We start from the raw sequence: 19,074 nt of genomic DNA, 5'->3' as shown, positions 1-19,074 counted from the left end.
TATGATGATCCATCAGCCAGTCGCCGTGCCGCGCGTGTCGCGCCGCGGCCTGCTCGGCGGCGCCGCCGCCATCTCCGCCGCCCTGCTGACCGGCTGCGGCCCGAGCGGGGACCCGGCCGGCACCTCGGCCGGACAGCCCCGGCGTGGCGGTCGGTTGCGGGCGGCGTTCGCGGGCGGCGGTGTCAACGAGACGCTGGACCCGCACCTGGCGAACCTGTTCAACGAGGCGTCGCGCGCCAAGGCGATGTTCGACAAGCTCGCCGACTACGGCCCGGACGTCTCCATCCAACCCCGCCTCGCCGAACGCTGGGAGCCCAGCAGCGACCTCACCCGCTGGCGGATCACCCTGCGGCAGGCCGCATTCCACGACGGCAGGCCGGTCCGCGCCGCCGACGTGCTCTACAGCTATGCCAGGATCACCGACCCGAAGCGGGCCTTCCGCGCCAAGGCCAGCCTCGACCTGCTCGACCTGCCCAACAGCCGCGCCATCGACGACCGCACCCTGGAACTGGTCCTCAAGCGGCCCTTCGCCGAGTTCCCCAACGCGCTGGCCGCGTTCGGCGCGTACATCGTCCCGCAGGACGCCGACAGCTTCGAGCGGCCCGTCGGCTCCGGACCGTTCACCTTCGACTCCTGGCAGCCCGGCCGGTCGTTGCTGCTCAAGCGGTACGACGGCTACTGGGAGGGCGCCGCGCACCTGGACGAGCTGGAGTACCTGATCAGCAACGAGGAGTCGGCACGGGTCAACGCCCTGCTCGCCGGCCAGGTGGACTACGCGCACGACATCACCCCCACCACCGCCCGTACCCACGCCGACGGTGGCCGGATGGCCGTCACCCGGATGCCGAACAGCACCATGCAGTCGCTCGCCATGAAGGTCGACCGGCCGCCGTTCGACAACCGTGACCTGCGCGAAGCCATGTTCCTGCTCACCGACCGACAACAGCTGGTCGACACCGTCCTCGCCGGCTCCGGGCAGGTCGGCAACGACCTGTTCGGCAAGGGCTACCAGTACTACGCCGACGACATCCCCCAGCGCACCCGTGACCTCGACCGGGCCCGGTTCCTCATCGACAAGGCCGGCGCCAGGGGCCTGCGCATCCCGCTCGACACCGCCCCGGTGGCCAGTGGTTTCGTCGAGGCCGCCAGCGTCTTCGCCGACCAGGCCAAACAGGTCGGCCTCGTCATCGAACCCGTGCTGGGCAACAAGGACACCTACTGGAAGGACATCCTCAACTCCGGTGTGCTGGCCTCGTACCGCTCCGGTGCCATGCCCATCGAAACGCACATCTCCCAGCGGCTGCTGACCAACTCCACCACCAACGCCACCCGGTGGGCCCGAACCGAGTTCGACGCCCGCTACGCCGAGGCCGTCTCCAGCGCCGACGAAGCGACCCGCCGACAGGCGTACGGCGACATGCAGCGCACCCTGCACGCCGAGGGTGGATTCCTGATCTGGGGCTTCGCGGACTTCCTCGTCGCCACCGCGCCCCGCGTCGGTGGGGTGTCCGCCGACGCCCCGGCCAACACCCTCGACTGGGCCCGCTTCGACAAGGTCTGGCTGGGGTGAGTCTGCCCCGCTACGCCGCCGGGCGGTTGCTGCTCGGCCTCGGGCAGGTCGCCGGGATCACCACGATCGTGTTCGTGCTCACCGAGGCGCTGCCCGGTGACGCCGCCGTGGTGATCGCCGGCGACCACCCGGACCCGGCCCGCATCGCCGCGATCCGGGCGCAACTGGACCTCGACCAGCCGGCCTGGCAGCGCTACCTCGACTGGCTGACCGACCTGCTCCGGGGCGACCTCGGCGTCTCGCTGATCTCGCAGCGGTCGATCGTCGAACGGCTCGCCGACAGCGCGGCCGCCACCCTGCTGCTGGCGGCGGTGACCCTGCTGGTGCTGGTACCGCTCGCCGTCGCGTTGGGCATGCTGGCCGCCCGCCGGGAAGGCGGGCGACTGGACCGGGTGGTGTCCGCGGTGTCGGTCGCGCTGTACGCGGTACCCGAGTTCGCCCTGGCGATCCTGCTCATCGCCGTCTTCGGCGTCCAACTCGGCTGGCTGCCACCCACCGCGTTCGGTGCCGACCTGCTCGCCCGGCCGGCCGTGCTCGTGTTGCCGCTGCTGGTGCTGCTCGCCCGGCCGATCTGCACGATCAGCCGCCTCACCCGCGCCGGCCTGCTCGACGCCCTGCGCGGCGAGCACGTGCGCCACGCCCGACGGCTCGGTATCACCGGCGGCCGGCTCTGGCTTCGCCACGCGCTACCCGGCGCGCTGGCGCCGGTGGTGCAGCAGCTCGCCCGGACCACCGACTGGCTGCTCGGCGGCGTCATCGTCGTCGAGGCGGTGTTCGTCATCCCCGGACTCGGCACCGCCCTCGTCGACGCGGTGTCCACCCGCGACATCCCCACCGTGCAGGCGCTGTGCGTCCTCGTGGCCGTCACCACCGTGGTGGTGAACCTGGTCGCCGACCTGGTGGCGTTCCGTCTCGCACCCCGCACCGGGGTCGTGCGATGAGCCGGCTGCGCACGCTGACCGGAGCGGCGCTGCTGGCGGTGCCGCTCGCGCTGGCCGTGGCCGGCCCGTGGCTGGTCGGCGAGCCGGGTGAGCGCGCGTTCCCGTTCGCCGACGACGGGCTGCTGGGCACCGACTTCGTCGGCCGCGACGTGGCGCGGCAGGTACTGCTCGGCGGCCGGTCCGTCGTCGTGGTCGCCGTCAGCGCGACGTTGCTGGCGTACCTCCTCGGCGTGCCGGCCGGCCTGGTGGCCGCCGCCACCCGCCGCCGGTGGGTCGACGAGCTGCTCATGCGCCCCCTGGACCTGGCGCTGGCGGTGCCGTCGCTGCTGCTGCTGATCCTGCTGGCCGCCACCGCGCCGCCCGGGCCGCTCACCCTCGTCGGGATCGTCGCGCTGATCGGGTTGCCGGAGATCACCCGGATCACCCGGGCCGCCGCGCTGCCACTGGCCCACGGGCCGGCCATGGAGGCGATGCGCCTGTACCGCGAGACCTGGTGGCGACGTGGTCCCGGCTACGTCGGCACCGGCATCCGCCGGGTCCTGCTCGCCGACGCCGGAGTCCGGTTCATCGGGGCCATCTACCTGGTGGCCACCGCCAGCTTCCTGGGCATCGGCGTGGCACCCGACGCCGCGGACTGGGCCGTCATGGTGGACCGCAACCGCACCGGCCTGTTCCTGCAACCCTGGTCCGTCGCCGTGCCGGCCGCGCTCATCGTCTGCCTGGCCGTCGGTCTCAACCTGGTCACCGACCGGATGCTGGACACCCCTGCCGTCCCCAGCCCGGCACCACCGCCCGCACCGGCCACGACCGGCGCCCACGCCCACGACTCTCTCCTCCAGGTGCGGGAGCTGGCGGCCACGACCGCCGACCGGACGCTTGTCGACGGCGTCTCCTTCAGCCTGCGAGCCGGCGAGATCCTCGCCGTCATCGGCGCATCCGGCAGCGGCAAGACCACCACCGCCCGCGCCCTGCTCGGCGAGGCGACCCCTGGCGTCACCCACACCGGCACCATCACCCTGGCCGGTCGGCCGGTCACGACCGCCAGCCCGCCGGCACCCGGCACCGTCGGCTACGTACCCCAGCAACCCGGTGCCGCCCTGCACCCCGTACGCCGAATCGGTGCCGTGCTCCACGAGATCGCCCGGCACCAGGCACCCGGCGCCAGCCGCGGCACCCGCGGACGTGCGGTGGCGGCCACCCTGGAACGCGTCAGCCTGCCGACCGACCGCCGGTTCCTGCGCCGGTTCCCCCACCAGCTCTCCGGCGGACAGCAGCAACGCCTCGTCATCGCCCACGCCCTGCTGGCGCACGCCGTCCTGCTCATCGCCGACGAACCCACCACCGGACAGGACGCGCTCACCCGCGACGCCGTCGCCGCAGAGCTGACGAAACTCGCCCGCGCCGGCATCGCCGTCATCCTGCTCAGCCACGACCTGCACCTCGTCAGGGCCGTGGCCGACCAGATCCTCGTGCTGCACCGAGGTGCCGCCGTCGAATCCGGTCCGGCCGCCGAGGTGCTCGCCGTACCGCGCCACCGGCACACCCGGCAGTTGCTCGCCACACCACCGGCCCGGCCACCGGCGACGGTCCGACCGGATCGGCCGCTGCTCCGCGTCACCAACCTGAGCGCCGCCCACCGCGACGGCGGTCGGCAGCGCGACGTGCTCCGCGACGTCAACCTGGCCGTGGCCGCCGGCCGCTGCCTGGCCGTGGTCGGCCGGTCCGGAAGCGGCAAGACCACCCTCGCCAGGTGCGTCGCCGGCCTGCACCCGGCCCACACCGGACAGGTGTCCCTCGCCGGGCAGCGCCTCGCCGCGCACCTGGACCGACGCCAGCCACACGAGCTCGGCGCCATCCAGTACGTCTTCCAGGACGCCCGGGCCAGCTTCGACCCCTACCGGTCGGTCGTGGACCAGATCGGCAGGCCCGCCCGCCGCCTGCGCGACGCCACGCCGGAACAGGCCCACCACACCGCCCGGCACCTGCTCGACCGGGTGGGCCTGGCCGAACACACCGCGACCCGGCGTCCCGACCGGCTCTCCGGCGGCGAACTGCACCGCGCGGCGCTCGCCCGCGCACTCGCCAGCGAACCCCGCGTGCTCATCTGCGACGAGACGACCGCCGGGCTCGACCGCATCACCCGGCTCGGCATCCTCACCCTCCTCGACGAGCTGCGACGCGACCTCCGGCTGACCGTCGTCGTGATCACTCACGACCGCGACGTGGTGGCTCACCTCGCCGACCACGTCGTCGTCCTCGACGACGGAGTTGTCGTCGACAGTGGCCCGGCCGACGCCCTGCTCCACCACGCACACCACCCGCTGACCCGCGCGCTGCTGCACACCGACCCGGCGACCGCCCCGACACCGCCCAACCCATGACCGGAGGAACCATGCCGCAGTACCCGCACGACGTCGGCCCGTACGAGGTCCAGCCGGCCGACCGCCGGCACCTCGACGGTGCCCGCGGCGTCATGCTCGACACCTTCTACCGCGACTTCGGCTACGGCTACCGGCCCGACTGGCACCGGGACGTCATCGACCTGGCCGGCACCTACCTCGTGCCGGAGCAGCACGCCCTGTTCGTCGCCACCAAGGGCGACGAGGTGGTCGGCACCACGGCGGTACGCGCCGGCGGGCCCAAGAGCCCACCGCACCCTGGTTTCCTCGCCCGGCGCTATCCGGACGACACCACGGCCCAGCTGTTCCGGGTGTACGTGCGCCCGGAACACCGACGCTGCGGTCTGGCCCGGGCACTCGTCGGCCTCGCCGTCGACTTCGTCGCCCGGCAGCCCCGCTACCGTGCGCTCTATCTGCACACGGACCCACGCGTCGACGGCGCCGAACCGTTCTGGCGGAGCGTCGCCACGCTGATCCACGACCCACGTGGCGGCTGCGACGACACCTACCAGACGGTCCACTTCGAGATCGTGCTGTCCGGCCGCCCCTAGCGCGACCGGGCGGACCGCGTCGCGCTACGCCGGCTGGTCAGCGGCAGCCGCTACCGGGGCCTGTGCCTGGAGCAGTTGCCGACGCTTGTTGTTGCCGAGCCACCGGTGCGATCCGGGCTTGCGAGCCTCGTTCGTGAGGTGACCGACGGCGAACCGGTAGGTCAGGGCCTTGAGTCTCGCGCCGAGGCGGCCTCCGACGAACATCCTGTTCGCGGTGTCGTCCCGGCCGGCGAGTTGGTAGATGCCGGCATGCGAGCCCAGGCCGACACACATCGCGCCGAAGAAGACGCTCGCCGGCTCGGGAGCGGTGCCCGCGATGCGCCGCAGCACCGTGTCCGCGGCGTGCGCGCCGAGGCAACTGGCCGTGTACGCGCTCATCCGGTACGGCACGCCGGACGGCGCGGCCGAGTCCCCGGCCGCGACGATGCGCTCGTCGTCGAGGCTGGTCAGCGTCTCGTCGGTGATCAGGCGTCCGATGGCGTCGGTCCGCAAACCGCTGCGGGTGGCCAGATCCGGCACCCCGAAACCGGCGGTCCAGATGGTGATCGCGCTCGGCAGCGTACGACCGTCGTCGAGCCGCACCGTGTCCCGCGTGACCTCGGTGACCGTGCCACCGGGACCGGCCAGTACGTCCACGCCGATCCCACTCAGCGACCGGGCGGCGGCACGTCGTGCCGCCGGATGCAGGTACGCGCCCAGCACGCCCCCGCAGACCAGAGTGACCCGGTGGCCCCGCTCGGCCAGTTCGGCGGCGGTTTCGATGCCGGTCGGCCCGGCGCCGACGACAGTCACCGGGGTCGCCGGAGGCTGGTCGTCGAGGATCGCGCGCAGCCGCCGCGCCGCCTCGAGCGTGGCCATCGGATAGGCGAACTCGTCCGCGCCGGGAACACGTGGTGCGGCACTCGCGCTGCCCGCCGCGTAGACGAGGTGGTCGTAGCCGAGGGTGCCGCCGCCCAGCAGCGTCACCCTGCGCTGAGCCGCGTCGACTGCCGTGACGGTGTCTCGGACGAGCCGAACGCCCTCGGCCAGCACCTGTCGGTACGGGGCGACCGCGTCGTGGACGCCGGCGACCACGTGGTGCAGCCGGAGCCGGATGACGAAGTCCGGCCGTGGATTCACCATGGTCACCGAGACGTCGGCGCGTTGCGTCAGCCGATTGGCGGCCATCACGCCGGCGAATCCGCCGCCGACCACCACCACCCTGGTTCCCGCTGCCATGTCAGACTCCCTTCGCGGTCGGTTCCACCCTTCAAGACACCGGCAGCGCCCCGGATGTGACCGTCGTGGTTCTCCCAACCCCTGCCGCCACCGCCCGCACCGGGCCGTGCCGGCGGTGTGACGGCGTGATCCCCTGCCGGGATCGAGCTGCCGTCAGGGGATCACCGAGGGCGGACTCGGCTCAGGGTGCCGCCACCGCCGCGTCGTTGGTGCCCGGCAGCCGGGTGACGCCCGGCAACGGCGCAACGGTCACCGCCGAACGGCTGCCCGCCTCGTCGGCCGGGCAGATCGCGGTGCTCAGTAACGTGTTCCAGGCGATGTCGATCGGGTGCGGATCGGGCAGGCCGATCTGGTAGTGGCTGATGTTGATCCCGGACGACACCTGACGGGCGCCGTCGCGGCTGTGCAGCGAGATCGTCAGGTGACCGATGACCGCGCCGTCGTGGCCCCAGAACTCCCCGCACGGGGTCGGCAGCGAGTAGATGCCGAGACCGTAGCTGCCGGCGGCGGGCTGTTCGGGCAGCATCGGCACGGCGGTGAGCATCTCGTCGAGAGCGGCCGGGCTGAGCAGGTCACCGCCGAGCAGCGCTCGGAAGAAGGTGTTCAGGTCCGCCGTGGTGGCGATCATCTCGCCGGCCGTCCACGCCCAGCTCATGTTGAACTCGCTGAGATCCCGCACGCCGAACGGGGCGAAGTAGGCACCACTGTGTGGGCCACGGATCCGCGCGTCGGTGCCCGGAAAGAACGTGTCGGCGAGTTTCAGTGGTCGCAGAACGCGCCGCTGGACCTCGGCCGCCGCGTCGTTGCCGGTGATCGTCTCGATCAGCAGTCCGGCCAGGACGTAGTTGGTGTTCGAGTAGCTGAACCGGGCACCGGGGGCGTTCGTCGGCGGCAAGGCCAGGCCGATGGCCACCAGGTCGGCCGGAGCGTACGTGGTGACCCGCATCTGGTCGATCGCCGCGTACGAGTTGATCATGGCGTTGGTGTAGTTGCCGATGCCGCTTGTGTGGTTGAGCAGCATCCGGACGGTGACCTCGGTGCCGAGCTCGTCCGGCACGATGTCGGGCAGCCACCGCCCGATCGGGTCGTCCAGCCCCAACCGGCCCTCGTCGACGAGCTGGAGCACGGTGGTGGCGACGAACGTCTTGGTGATGCTGCCGATCCGGTGCCGCAGCTGCGGCCGCATGGGTTGCGGCCTGGTCAGGAAGGCCTGGCCGGCGGCGTCACGCCAGTCGCGCCGGCCGTCGCGCACGGCGAGCAGCACTCCCGGGGCACCGGCTTCGGGTACCGCGGCGAGGGCGGCGCGCAACGCGGCGCGATCCGGTCCGCCAGCGGCCGGCCGCGCTGCGGTGCCCGGCTGCGCGGTGGCGGATGCGGGTACGACGGCGATGGTGGTCACCAGCGCGACGCTGGTGGCCGCGATCTTCAGTGTCCGAAGAGTACGTGACATACCGACATGCTCGCCGGGACCCCGGTGGGACACATCCGGCTCAAGCCGGAGCCTCGCCTCCCACTGTGGCACGAGCCGGCGTCAACCGCTCGACGCACGATGCCGGGGCGGGCAGAGGGTTTGGCGGCCCGGACGCCGGGGGTAGAGAGCGATCCGCCCATCGTCCCATCCCCGAAGGAACACACCATGTCGGTACAGGCATTCCTCTATGTCGTCGCGGTCATCCTGCTCGTGCTGGCCGCGCTGCCCATCTCCACCCGGGGTGTCTCGCTCGCCCTGCTCGGAGCGGCGTTCGCCCTGCTGGCCTATGCCTGGCCAGTGATCACCGAATAGGTGCTGAAGGTCGTCGGTGCGCACCTGAGCCGGCCGGTCGCGGTCGGCGGCACCCGCTGACGGTCCGCTGTGCCGTGACGGTGGAACATTGCCCGGTGGGGTACGGGCAGCAGGACGAGTCACCTGCTGCCCGTACACCCTGGCCCGCTCGTCAGGTGCCGGCCGCGGTCGGCGCGGCGGGCCCTCGGGGCCGGGCATCCGGACTGGGCTTGCGCCCGTTGGCCAGGGAGACGTTGTCGAAGTGGACCTCCACCGGCCGCTCGTAGCGGCGGCCGTTGACCGGGTCGTGGCGCATGAAGCCGGCAGCCGCGACGCGGATGGTGACCCGGTAGGGGCCTTCGTCGGGGACGCTCGCGTTGATGCCGTAGTGATGCAGGAACGGATGCCACAGAAATGGCAGGTCGGCGGCGAGGATCGGGGCGCCGTCACGGCTGAGTCGCAGGTGCACGGTCAGGCCGGGGACGAATCGTCCGTCGGCGGCGTCGGCCACGGCGACCTCGAGGTGGACGTTCGCGTCCTCGGCGGCCTCCCGCCAGACGAGTTGGTCGTCGTCGAGGGCATACATGCCTTCGGCTTCCTCGTTGACGAATCCGATGAGATAGTCCCCGACCTGGGCGGTGTGCGCCCCTTCCTCCTCGGCCATGGCCCGCATGGCCCGGTGGTAGGCGTTGCCCTGAGCGCGGGCCACGTCCAGCTGCTCTTCGGTGGCCTCGTTGCTGGGCGCCATCGGCGGGCTGGTCCGCCTCATGATTTCCCCCATCTCGTCGAGATTCGGCCTCGCTGCGGGCTGGTCGCCGCTCGGGCCCGGCCACTCCTGCCGCGCGGCGCCAGAGGCTCTCCCAGTCTCGGCGACGCCTTCGCTTCCGGATACCCGGCCGTCTGTCGCGGACACTGTTGATCTGGGTTCAGCCAACGGGACCGGTTGTCCGCGGTCACCCTGTGTCCGGTCGCCCTGGGCGGGTAGACGTTGCCGAAGGGAGGCTGAGGTCATGCGCATCCCGCGAGGCATCATCGACGATCTCCGGTGGAGTATCGTCGCGCCGTCGACCCCGGAGCACGCCGCGGACCGGCTCGTGCTGCGGCCGGCGGAACGCGAGGATCTTCCGGCGACGTCCCGCGCCCATGTCGAGTTGCTTCCGATCGGGCTGTTTCCGTCGCTCGGTGCCCGCTTCGTGCGTCGTTGGCACCGCACGTTCCTGACATCGCGGTACGGGGTGGGCATGGTCGTCATCGACGCCGCTGCCCCACAGGACGAGATTGTCGGGTTCGTGCTGGGCACCGCCGATCATGCCGGGTACACCACCGAGGTGGCGAGGGACCGCCGGGCCATGGCGTCCCTCGCCCTGGCCGGCCTGGCCGCGCTGCTTCTCCGGCCCCGGGTCGCCCTGCGGGTGGTGCGGACCCGGTTCCGGCCGTGGGCCCGTCGGGTGTCGCCTCGTCGGGCGACCGTGCGCACCCGGGAGCGAGCCGAGTCGGAGTCGGCGCCCCAGGTGGCGGTCATGACCGCGCTGGCGGTGCGACCGGACTGGCGCAAGAGCGGCGTCGGGATGCTGCTGGCCGCACGGTTCGTCGAGCTGGTCGGTAGCACCGGCGCGAGGTGGGTCGAGGCGCAGACCTCTACCGGACCTCTGGGGGCGACCGGGTTCTACGAGCGTCTGGGCTGGGACGCGGGCCAGGCGCGACCCACCCCGGACGGCGACACCGTGCGTACCTACCGCCTGGCCCTCGGCGGTGCCGGTTGGACCTCGACGGCTTGACCGTGCCGGTCGAGGCTCAACCGTCGTAGGCCCGGGTCAGCTCAACCGGAAGGTGACGTTGTCGACGTCGAAGGCCGTGACGCCGTTGCCGGCCGACTCGCTGGCGAGGAAGCTGACCGTGGCGGTGCGCTCGGTCGCCGCGATCCCGGTCGACATGGTGTACTGCCGCCACTCCGGTCCGCCGTCGAAGGCCAGCGAGAACCGGGTCTTCGGGGGAATCCCGGTGACCGCCAGCCCGACGTTCAGGTAGTCGCCGCGGCTGGTCTCGGTGGTGATGGTCCGGACCCAGAAGCGGACCGTCAGGTCGCAGTTGGCCGGCACCGTGACGGTGGTACGCAGCAGGTCGGAGCGGGTCACGTCCAACCCGGCGAAGGTGGCGTATGCCCGGCCGGTGCGCGCGGGTCGGGTGGTGTCGCCGAGTACGACGATGCGGGGGCCGGCCTCCCAACCGTCGGTGCCACGCTCGAACCCCGGGTTCGGGTGGATCTGGCCGGTGCAGGACGGGTCGGCTGCCGGCTGGTCAGCGGGCGCGCTGCCGGGGGTCAGGAGCAGCAGGGCGGCGACGAGGGTGGTGGTGACGAAGGCCTTCATCAGTGCTCCCCGTGGTCAAGGCATTCGAGAGTGTCAATCGACGATGCGTCATGAGAGTTGGTGCGTCAAGCCCTTCCCACCCAGGGACGCCCGGACCGATGGCCGATATCTACAGTCGGCCCATGAGCATCGACAGGGGAGCAACGGCCCGGTCCGGTCGGTCCCGGTCGTGACGCCCGAACCACCCGCCGGACGGCCTGCGACAGGACACGGGCCTGGTCGCGCACGCGTCCGTGCCGTCTACCCCGGCAGCTTCGATCCCTTCACCGCCGGACACCTCGACGTGGTGCGCCGGGCCCGCGACCTCTTCGACGACGTGGTCGTGCTCGTCGCCGTCAACGGCGACAAGCAGCCGGGTGCCGACCAGGAGCGACGAGCGGCCGCCGTCCGGGCTGTCCTTCCGGTCGGGTGGACCTCCGTCACCGTGGTCGCCTGGCGCGGGTTGACCTCCGCCTACTGCCACGCCCACGAGGTGTCGGTGATCGTCCGCGGGGTGCGTGACACCAGCGACCTTCAGGCCGAGCACCGACTCGCCGCGATGAACCGATCACTCGGCGTACCCACGGTGTTCCTGGCTGCGCGGCCGGGACTGACCCGGCTGTCCTCGACAGCGGTGCGCACGCTGGGAACGTCACCTCGGGCCGCCCGGCCCAGCGACCCGCGGACCGACCCGGGTGATGAGTTGTCGCGCTCGTAGCCGTCATACCTACGACGGGACACGACGACGTGAGGACGATGTGATGAGTGCGGACACGCGGCCGAAGGAACTGGGTGTGGGTGGCCTGGGGGACATCGACGAGCCGGCATTCTCGGGGTTGGCGCAACGGCACCGGCGGGAACTGCACGTGCACTGTTACCGGATGCTCGGATCGTTCGAGGATGCCGAGGACACCGTGCAGGAGACGTTCCTGCGCGCCTGGCGGCGGCGGGAGACTTTTGCCGGTCGGTCCACCTTCCGGGCCTGGCTGTACCGGATCGCCACCAACGCCTGCCTGGATCTGCTCGCCAGGTGCCGCCCGGAGCCGGCGTCCGGCGGCGAGGTGCGGTGGTTGCAGCCCTATCCGGACCGGCTGCTCGACGAGCTGGCCGCCGGCGTCGAGGACGAGCCGGAGGTGGTCGCCGTCGCTCGGGAGACGATCGAGTTGGCGTACCTGGTCGCGGTCCAGCACCTGGCGCCACGCCCACGGGCCGTGCTGATCCTGCGGGATGTGCTCGGCTGGCCGGCGAAGGACGTCGCGGAGCTGCTCGGCGACTCGGTCAACTCGGTGAACAGCGCGCTGCAGCGGGCCCGCGCGGGCATGCGGGAGCACCTGCCGGCCGAGCGGCAGGACTGGACCGGCGGCGGGGAGGACGCCGGGACGCGGGAACTGGTGCGCCGCTACACCGAGGCCAGCGTGGCCACCGACATCGACGGTCTCGCCACACTGCTGTGCGAGGACGTGCGCTGCTCGATGCCGCCCACCCCGGGCCTGCACGTCGGCCGCGACGTGGTGGTCGAGGACTGGGTCAGCAGCGGCTTCGCGGGCATGACGGGCCTGCGTGCCGTCGAGACCCGGGTCAACCGGCAGCCCGCCGTCGCCTTCTACCACCTGCGCAAGCGGGAGGGCGCGTACCTGCCGCTGACCATCGACGTGCTGCGGGTCACCGGCGGGACGATCGCCGAGATCGTCACGTTCCACGACGACCAGTTCCCACGGCTCGGGCTACCGGACCGCCTGCCCGCCGACGGCACCGACTGAACCATTCGCGCTATCCGGCCGGACAGACCGCAGGTTTCGCTGACCGCCGCACCCGGGTAGCGCAGGGCGCATGAACCGCGATCTCGCCAAGGGGCTCCAGGTTGCGGGGGTATTCCGGAGTTCCGGGGCGGGTTGCGACACCTCATCGATCTCGACGAGGTGTCGGTGCTGCTGGCCACGCTGTCAGTCCCAGATCACGACCGCGAGGTGGAACGCAGCCTGTTGAGGCTGCTGCGATCCGGTCTGGACACGGTCGAGATCCGTGCGGCCGTGTTGCTGCTGCTGGAGCAGGACGACGTACGCCGGCCGCTCGTCGCGGCGGTGCGGCCGATCGTCGACCGCCCGGACCAGGCGGCGGCCATCGCCTCGGCGGCCGAGGACCCCGCGGTGCGGCGCGAGGTGCGGGCGGTGCTGGACAGCGCCCAGGTACGCGAGCTGATCTGGCAGGCGATCGACAACCAGTTCAGCGACAAGCGGCTCGGCCTGATCCGTCGGGCGGCGGTGCTGTTCGTGCGGCATTCGAGCGTCCGGCGCCTCGCCTGGGCCCTGCGCCGACACGGCGTGCTGCGCGCGCTGCGTCAGCGGTCGTGACCGGCGGCTATCCTGCCACCTCGTGGGCAGCGCACACCTTCGCACCGAACGCCTCGAGCTTCGTCCCGTGCGGGACGAGGACGTCGACCGCATGCTGGAGTACCGCAACCTGCCGGAGGTCACCCGCTGGCTGCTGCGTACCGAGGTCGATCCGGCGTCCTTCCGGGCGGCCTGGCGGCGCGCGGCGCAGGAACCCGACGACCACAGCGTCGCGGTGACCCTGGGCGGCGTGGTGATCGGGTCCGTCTCGCTCGACGTGGTCGACGGCATGGGGCAACCCGGCATGCCGGCGCGGACCGAGGCCCAGCTCGGCTACATCTTCGACCCGGCGTACGGCGGGCAGGGCTACGCGACCGAGGCGGTCACCGCGATGGTGGCGTACGCGTTCGACCGGCTGGGCGTACGCCGGATCACCGCCGGCTGTTTCGCGGACAACCTGCCCTCCGTGCGGCTTCTCGAGAAGGTCGGCATGCGTCGTGAGCAGCACGGTGTCGGCGACTCCTGGCACGCCGAGCTGGGCTGGGTGGACGGCTACACCTACGCCCTGCTCGCCGGGACGTGGCGCCAGGGCAGACCGTCAGGTGGCGGGCAGGCGTACCTCGAACCGGCAGCCGCGGTCGGTGTTGGCGACGTTCACCCGGCCGCCGTGCGCCTCGACGAGACCGCGCACGATGGCCAGGCCGAGTCCGCCGCCACCACCTGAGTCCGCCGCCGCGGGGGTGCGGGCCCGTTCACCGCGGAACGCGACGTCGAAGACCCGGTCCAGGTCCTCGCCGGGAATGCCGCCGCAGGTGTCGGAGACGGCCAGCCACACGTTGTCGGTCTCGTGGCCGGCGGCGATGTGCACGCTGCCGTCCTCCGGTGTGTAACGAACCGAGTTGATCAGCAGGTTGCTGACGATGCGGGCGAGTTCGCGCTCGCCGGCCCGGACGTCGGGCCAGCCGCTGTCGGCGGCCACCAGGTGGATCCGGCGGCGGGCGGCCAGCGGCGCGACGCCGGCGATCGCGTCGGACACCACGTCACCCAACGGCACGGTGGTGGGCATGAGCCGCAGCGCACCGGCGTTGATCCGGGACAGCTCGAACAGGTCGTCGACGAGTTGGGCCATCCGGTCGGTCTCCAGCCGGATGCGCCGGTGGTACTCGTCGACGACGGCCGGGTCGTGGATGATGCCGTCCTCGAGAGCCTCGGCCATGGCCCGCAGCCCGGCCAACGGGGTCCGCAGGTCATGCGACACCCACGCCACGAGTTCGCGTCGGCCGGCCTCCAGCCGCCGCTCGCGTTCACGGGCCGCCCTGGCCCAGACCGCCGCGGCGGCGAGTCGCCTGCCGAAGATGGCGCCGACGGCGAGGCTGATCACCGCCGAGGCGCTGACCGTGACGAGCACGACCCACAGGTCGTGCGCGGACAGGAACATCGCCTGCGCGACGGTGGCGACTCCGGCGACCACGGCGAGGACGGTGACGGTGAGCAGCACCAGGATGTGCACGAGAATGGACCGGCCCCGCAGCAGCCGTAGCGCCGCGGCGCCGGCCAGGCCGACGACCCCGCCGGCGGCGAGCGCGTAGAGCCCGATGAGCAGCGTGTCGGTCACCGGGCCGTGTCCTCCTCGAGCGGGTCGTAGCGGTATCCGACGCCCCAGACCGTGCGGATGCGCTGCGGGTCGGCCGGATCGTTCTCGATCTTCTCGCGCAGCCGACGGACGTGGACGGTGACCGTCGACTGGTCGCCGAACTGCCATCCCCAGACCTTGTCCAGCAGGTCGGTACGCGACCACGCCCGTCCCGGATGGCGCATGAAGAAGATCAGCAGATCGATCTCCCGGGCGGTGAGCGACAGCGGCGCGCCATCCAGGGTGGCGACGCGGCGGGCGCTGTCCACGGTCAGCGTCGCGTCGGTCAGCTTCGCCGAGACGGTCGGCGCGGTGGGGTGCGCGGCGGTGCGGCGCAGCACGGAGCGGATCCGCAGCACCAGTTCGCGGGGCGAGAAGGGTTTGGTGACGTAGTCGTCGGCACCGACCTCGAGCCCGAGCACCCGGTCGGCCTCCTCACCGAGCGCGGTGAGCATGACCACCGGCAGGTCGGGCAACTGCCGCCGGATCCGGCGGCAGACCTCAAGGCCGTCGATGCCGGGCATCATGAGGTCGAGGACCACGAGATCGGGACGTTGGGCGGCGATCGCGGCGAGGCCGTCGGCGCCGTCGGTGGCCAGTTGGACCTCGCAGCCGGCCTGCTCCAGATAACGTCGTACGACGTCACTGACCGTCGGGTCGTCGTCGACCACTAACACCCGGTGTCCCATCCTGACCAGGCTATCGACCACGGGTCACGGACGACCGTCGGCGGGTCTTTCGGATTCCTTACGGTCCGCCGCCGTCCCGCGTCGCCGCACCAGACAGGCCAGCAGCGTGGTGCCGGCGACGGCGAGCAGGACGCCGACCAGGTTGCGACCGTACGGCAGCGGCAGCACCGAGGAGTTGTCGGCCGCGCGTCCGAACCCCAGGGCGAGGGGGAGTCCCACCACGGTGACCGCGGCGACGGTGATCACGGCCGTCCGGATCGTCGGACGGTACCGGGACGGGACGCGGGTCAGCGCGACACCGACGGCCAGCACCGCCGCCATCCAGACGACGTCGTGCACCACCAGCACCGCGGCCAGGAAGAGCAGCACCCCGCCCGGCGTCAGGTCGGCGTCGGTGAGAGCACCGACGACGGCGTACGCCATGAGCAGGCAACCGCCGACGACCAGCACGATCCGGGTCTTCATCCTGTCCTCACCACGGTGATCCGGCTGAGCCACTTGGTCTGCAGCACGCCGGGCCGGTTGGGCGCGATCAGCCGCGCCGGATAGCCGTGGTCGAGGTGCAGGGGCTCGCCGCCCAGCCGCAGCGCGACCAGGGTCAGCGGATCTGCGACGTGTTCCGGTGGCACCGTGCAGGCCCGGTATCTGCCGCCGACCTGCAACGACTCGACCCAGGCCGACGAGCGTCGGGGATCGGCACCCACGAGCGCGACCAGATCGCCCAACCGGACGCCGGTCCACGTGCCGGTGGCGCTCCAGCCCTCCACGCAGGCGATCGGCAGCTCCGCGGTGTACTGCGGAAGTCGGTCGAGGGCGGTGAGGTCCAGGCTGACGCTGCGGTCCGGTCCGGTGATCCGCAGCCGGTACGCCGGGTCGAGGGCCGCCGCCCGCACTCCGGCACCGGCCGCGGTCCGGTTCACCGGTAGTCCCTGCGGCCCGACGTCGGGGTGGCGCGGGGCGAGCACCGCGAGACCGGTCAACGGTCGGATCGTCTGCCCGACCGTGGTCAGGGTGATCAGCCCGGACGCGGCGGCGACGCCGCCGAGCAGCGTACGCCGGTTCAGCCCGTCCCGCCGTGGCTCGCCGGTGGGGCGTTCGAGTGCGGCACGGACCGCCGGCAGGTGCACGCCGATGTGCACCAGCAGCCCACCGACCGCCAGCCAGGCCACCCAGTAGTGCCCGGCGGTGAAGAAGAACGGCATCGGCGCGTACCACCGGGAGATGTTGAGCAAGCCGCTGAACAGCAAGAACAGTGCCGCGGCGACAAGCAGGCCGAGGCTGGCGCGTTCGGCCGCGTGGACGATCGAGCGGACCGGCGGCCAGCTGAACAGGCGGGGGTACACCGACCACAGCTTGGCGCCGAGCAGCGGGATCGAGGCCAGCCCGGTCGCCACGTGCAGACCCTGCGTGAACCGGTAGAGCCCGACCGGCCGGGCCGGCCACCAGAACCAGCCCGGCGGGTGTTGGATCAGGTGGCTGAGCAGACCGGTGGCGAAGCAGACGGCGAACGCCACGCCGAGGGCGACGCCGAGCTGACTGGTCAGCCGGGTCGACCGCAGCCGGGACCGGAACACTCCGGGGCGCAGCGGTCCGCGCCGCAGCGTCACCGGTGGTGCCGGTAACGGCGCCAGGCACCACCGGGCGAGGCGTCGCAGCACCGTCGCGCGGCCGGTCATCGGGAGGCCAGGGTGGCGAACCACCGCCCCGCCTCCGTCCAGGTGTCGACCACCCGCATCCCGGTGGCGTCGGCCAGCTCCGGAAGGTCGTCGAGGGGTACGCAGGCCCAGGGCAGGGTACGGTCGGCGCCGTCCGGGGTCCGCACCGTCGTGGTTCCGGACCAGGCCGGCGTACCCGCCGGTGCCAGCTCCACGTGGAGGTGCCCGTCGACGGCCAGCAGCTGACGGCACCGGCGAAGCAACCGGAGCGGGTCACCGCCGATGCCGATGTTGCCGTCGGCCAGCAGCAGGTGCCGCCAGCGGCCGGCACCGGGCACCGGGCCGAAGACGTCGCGTTGCAGCGCGGCCGCGCCCCGGCGGCGGGCCAGCAGCACCGCGCTGGCGCTGACGTCGATACCGAGGGCCGGCCGGCCGGCGTGGCTGAGGGCGCTGGTGAGCCGGCCCGGGCCGCAGCCGACATCGAGGGTGTGACCGGTGCAGCAGCCGATCAACGCATCGTCTCCGGCGATCGTGTCCCGGCACCAGGCGGCCGGGTCGAAGCGGTAGACCTCGCCGCTGGCGTGCCGCGCCGTGAAGGCGGCCGGGATGCCGGCGGCGGCCCGGTCGAGCGCGGTGTCGAAGACCGCGACGGCGTTCACCGGGCGACCGGTGCGGGCTGCGGCACCTCGGCGGCGACGGCGCGGGCGAACCGGCTGTCCGGCGGGCACAGGTTGGCCACGGCGCGCGCGTCGGCGGCGGTGTCCACGTCGGACAGCCAGGGCAGCAGGCGTACCCGCAGGCCGCGCCGACGCAGCGCGACCACGGTGTGTTGGCCGGTGCTCGCCGTGGAGGTGGCGATGGTACGCAGCACGGTGGCGTGGCCGGGGTCGCGCAGCCCCAACGTCCACCAGCCGCCGTCGACGGCCGGGCCGAGCACCGCGTCCGGGCCGTCCGCCGAGGCGAGCAGCTCCCGGGCGGTGTCGAGGTGTTCGACGAGGAGCTGCGGGGTGTCCATGCCGATCAGCACGGCGGGCGTGCCGGGCGTACGGGCGTCCGCGAACGCGTTGGCGAGGCGGTCGCCGAGTGAGTCGCCGCGCTGGGGGAGCGTGGCCCAACCCGGCGGGGCGGGGTGGTCGCCGTCGATCACGAGAACGCGGGCGCCGGCCGGGGCGGTGGTGACGGTGTCCAGGGTGTCGGCCAGGGCGGCGGCGGCGACCCGGGCCGCCTGCTCGGGGGTGCAGGGTGGGCAGAGTCGCGTCTTGACGCGTCCGGGTGTCGGCGCCTTGGCCAGCACCAGAACCTGGGCGGCGCTCACCGGGCCAGCACCGCGCTCATGTCGCGCACGGCGCGGGCCGTGCCGAGCAGGGTGCCGGTCACCTTCGAGCGGGTGCCGGCCGCCCGGGGACCGTAGTCGACGTCGATCTCGACCACCCGCCAACCGGCCCGGCCCGCCGCGATCAGCAACTCCAGCGGGTAGCCGAACCGCCGGTCGCGCAGCCCCAACGCCAGCAGGTCGTCGCGGCGTACCGCCCGCATCGGGCCGATGTCGTGGACGTCCAGGCCGGTCGTGCGGCGCAGCCGGTGGGCGAGGAAGGCGTTGGCGGCCCGGGCGTGCAGCGGCCACACCCCCCGTCCGACCGGGCGGCGCCGGCCGGTGGCCAGCTGCGCCTGACCGGTGCGTACGCAGCCGGCCAGCCGGGGCAGTTGCGTCGGGTCGAAGGAGCCGTCGGCGTCCATCACGCACACCACCCCGTCGGCCGGGTCGGCCGCCTCGACCCCGGCGTGCACGGCGGCACCGTAGCCGGGCTCGGCGACGCTGATCACCTCCGCGCCGTGGGCCCGCGCCACCTCGGCCGAGTCGTCGGTCGAGCCGTTGTCCACCACGATCGGCCGGTAGCCGGCCGGTATCCGGGCCAGCAGGCCGGGCAGGGCCGGTGCCTCGTTCCGGCAGGGAAGTACCACATCGGTCATGTCGCGG

The 19,074-nt window shown here is 72.6% G+C and carries 20 protein-coding genes and 1 pseudogene; 10 read left to right on the top strand and 11 right to left on the bottom strand.

Annotation, left to right across the window (positions count from 1 at the left end):
- The first annotated feature begins 4 nt into the window (after window positions 1-4).
- Genes O7597_RS29950 through O7597_RS29935 form a run of 4 tightly spaced genes read left to right on the top strand, consistent with a single transcriptional unit; the run spans window position 5 to window position 5,461 of the window.
- Window positions 5-1,570, top strand: coding sequence for an ABC transporter substrate-binding protein (locus O7597_RS29950; RefSeq protein WP_269742037.1), 1,566 nt, complete (start codon window positions 5-7; stop codon window positions 1,568-1,570).
- On the top strand, window positions 1,567-2,511 hold the full coding sequence (locus O7597_RS29945; protein ID WP_281581447.1) for an ABC transporter permease: 945 nt from the start codon (window positions 1,567-1,569) through the stop codon (window positions 2,509-2,511). Before O7597_RS29950 ends, O7597_RS29945 begins: the two co-directional genes overlap by 4 nt.
- Complete coding sequence (locus tag O7597_RS29940) at window positions 2,508-4,892, top strand: ATP-binding cassette domain-containing protein (protein WP_281581446.1); 2,385 nt, start codon at window positions 2,508-2,510, stop codon at window positions 4,890-4,892. The genes O7597_RS29945 and O7597_RS29940 overlap by 4 nt, the downstream gene beginning before the upstream one ends.
- Window positions 4,889-5,461, top strand: coding sequence for a GNAT family N-acetyltransferase (locus O7597_RS29935; protein ID WP_281581445.1), 573 nt, complete (start codon window positions 4,889-4,891; stop codon window positions 5,459-5,461). The genes O7597_RS29940 and O7597_RS29935 overlap by 4 nt, the downstream gene beginning before the upstream one ends.
- A 24-nt stretch (window positions 5,462-5,485) precedes the next feature.
- On the opposite strand, the gene O7597_RS29930 is transcribed toward O7597_RS29935, so the two are convergent.
- Both O7597_RS29930 and O7597_RS29925 read right to left on the bottom strand, forming a co-directional pair.
- Window positions 5,486-6,679 (bottom strand): FAD-dependent oxidoreductase, encoded by a 1,194-nt coding sequence (locus tag O7597_RS29930; RefSeq protein WP_281581444.1) that lies wholly within the window; start codon window positions 6,677-6,679, stop codon window positions 5,486-5,488.
- A gap of 181 nt (window positions 6,680-6,860) precedes the next feature.
- Window positions 6,861-7,988 (bottom strand): serine hydrolase domain-containing protein, encoded by a 1,128-nt coding sequence (locus tag O7597_RS29925; protein ID WP_281583343.1) that lies wholly within the window; start codon window positions 7,986-7,988, stop codon window positions 6,861-6,863.
- A gap of 327 nt (window positions 7,989-8,315) precedes the next feature.
- Here O7597_RS29925 and O7597_RS29920 point away from each other — a divergent pair, with 327 nt between their 5' ends.
- Window positions 8,316-8,462, top strand: a complete 147-nt coding sequence (locus O7597_RS29920; RefSeq protein ID WP_166458961.1) for a hypothetical protein — start codon at window positions 8,316-8,318, stop codon at window positions 8,460-8,462.
- Window positions 8,463-8,613: 151 nt separating this feature from the next.
- Here the strand turns inward: O7597_RS29920 and O7597_RS29915 are convergent, their stop codons facing one another.
- On the bottom strand, window positions 8,614-9,210 hold the full coding sequence (locus O7597_RS29915) for an iron transporter (RefSeq protein ID WP_281581443.1): 597 nt from the start codon (window positions 9,208-9,210) through the stop codon (window positions 8,614-8,616).
- Between the two features lie 241 nt (window positions 9,211-9,451).
- Between O7597_RS29915 and O7597_RS29910 the strand changes: the two genes are divergently transcribed.
- Window positions 9,452-10,219: a GNAT family N-acetyltransferase gene (locus O7597_RS29910; protein ID WP_281581442.1), complete on the top strand. Its 768-nt coding sequence runs from the start codon at window positions 9,452-9,454 to the stop codon at window positions 10,217-10,219.
- 36 nt (window positions 10,220-10,255) lie between these two features.
- Here O7597_RS29910 and O7597_RS29905 read toward each other — a convergent pair whose 3' ends face one another.
- Window positions 10,256-10,810 carry a hypothetical protein gene (locus O7597_RS29905; RefSeq protein WP_281581441.1) on the bottom strand — a complete coding sequence of 185 codons (555 nt, stop codon included), beginning with the start codon at window positions 10,808-10,810 and terminating at the stop codon, window positions 10,256-10,258.
- A 169-nt stretch (window positions 10,811-10,979) separates the two neighbouring features.
- On the opposite strand from O7597_RS29905, the gene coaD reads away from it, so the two are divergent.
- From coaD to O7597_RS29885, 4 genes and pseudogenes are all read left to right on the top strand, one after another.
- Window positions 10,980-11,507, top strand: a complete 528-nt coding sequence (gene coaD / locus O7597_RS29900) for a pantetheine-phosphate adenylyltransferase (protein ID WP_269742029.1) — start codon at window positions 10,980-10,982, stop codon at window positions 11,505-11,507.
- 43 nt (window positions 11,508-11,550) lie between these two features.
- Window positions 11,551-12,549, top strand: coding sequence for an RNA polymerase subunit sigma-70 (locus O7597_RS29895; RefSeq protein WP_281581440.1), 999 nt, complete (start codon window positions 11,551-11,553; stop codon window positions 12,547-12,549).
- A gap of 132 nt (window positions 12,550-12,681) precedes the next feature.
- Complete coding sequence (locus tag O7597_RS29890; protein ID WP_281581439.1) at window positions 12,682-13,140, top strand: hypothetical protein; 459 nt, start codon at window positions 12,682-12,684, stop codon at window positions 13,138-13,140.
- 22 nt (window positions 13,141-13,162) lie between these two features.
- Window positions 13,163-13,717, top strand: a pseudogene (locus tag O7597_RS29885) (GNAT family protein); the annotation flags it as partial.
- Here O7597_RS29885 and O7597_RS29880 read toward each other — a convergent pair.
- The 7 genes from O7597_RS29880 to O7597_RS29850 are packed head-to-tail and all read right to left on the bottom strand — an operon-like array spanning window position 13,718 to window position 19,067.
- Window positions 13,718-14,734 carry a HAMP domain-containing sensor histidine kinase gene (locus O7597_RS29880; protein WP_269742026.1) on the bottom strand — a complete coding sequence of 339 codons (1,017 nt, stop codon included), beginning with the start codon at window positions 14,732-14,734 and terminating at the stop codon, window positions 13,718-13,720.
- Window positions 14,731-15,441 carry a response regulator transcription factor gene (locus O7597_RS29875; RefSeq protein WP_281581438.1) on the bottom strand — a complete coding sequence of 237 codons (711 nt, stop codon included), beginning with the start codon at window positions 15,439-15,441 and terminating at the stop codon, window positions 14,731-14,733. Before O7597_RS29875 ends, O7597_RS29880 begins: the two co-directional genes overlap by 4 nt.
- A gap of 24 nt (window positions 15,442-15,465) precedes the next feature.
- Entirely contained in the window at window positions 15,466-15,906 is a 441-nt protein-coding gene (locus tag O7597_RS29870) for a hypothetical protein (RefSeq protein ID WP_281581437.1), read from the bottom strand.
- Window positions 15,903-17,117 (bottom strand): molybdopterin-dependent oxidoreductase, encoded by a 1,215-nt coding sequence (locus tag O7597_RS29865; protein ID WP_281581436.1) that lies wholly within the window; start codon window positions 17,115-17,117, stop codon window positions 15,903-15,905. Before O7597_RS29865 ends, O7597_RS29870 begins: the two co-directional genes overlap by 4 nt.
- Window positions 17,114-17,755, bottom strand: coding sequence for a class I SAM-dependent methyltransferase (locus O7597_RS29860; protein WP_281581435.1), 642 nt, complete (start codon window positions 17,753-17,755; stop codon window positions 17,114-17,116). The genes O7597_RS29865 and O7597_RS29860 overlap by 4 nt, the downstream gene beginning before the upstream one ends.
- On the bottom strand, window positions 17,752-18,411 hold the full coding sequence (locus tag O7597_RS29855; protein ID WP_281581434.1) for a TIGR04282 family arsenosugar biosynthesis glycosyltransferase: 660 nt from the start codon (window positions 18,409-18,411) through the stop codon (window positions 17,752-17,754). The genes O7597_RS29860 and O7597_RS29855 overlap by 4 nt, the downstream gene beginning before the upstream one ends.
- Window positions 18,408-19,067, bottom strand: coding sequence for a glycosyltransferase family 2 protein (locus O7597_RS29850; RefSeq protein WP_269742020.1), 660 nt, complete (start codon window positions 19,065-19,067; stop codon window positions 18,408-18,410). Before O7597_RS29850 ends, O7597_RS29855 begins: the two co-directional genes overlap by 4 nt.
- Window positions 19,068-19,074 lie beyond the last annotated feature (7 nt).

The organism is Verrucosispora sp. WMMC514 (genome assembly GCF_027497295.1).
GTDB classification, from domain to species: Bacteria; Actinomycetota; Actinomycetes; order Mycobacteriales; family Micromonosporaceae; genus Micromonospora; species Micromonospora palythoicola.
The sequence above is the reverse complement of the archived record's forward strand: the minus strand, read 5'-3'. Positions and strand labels throughout refer to the sequence as shown.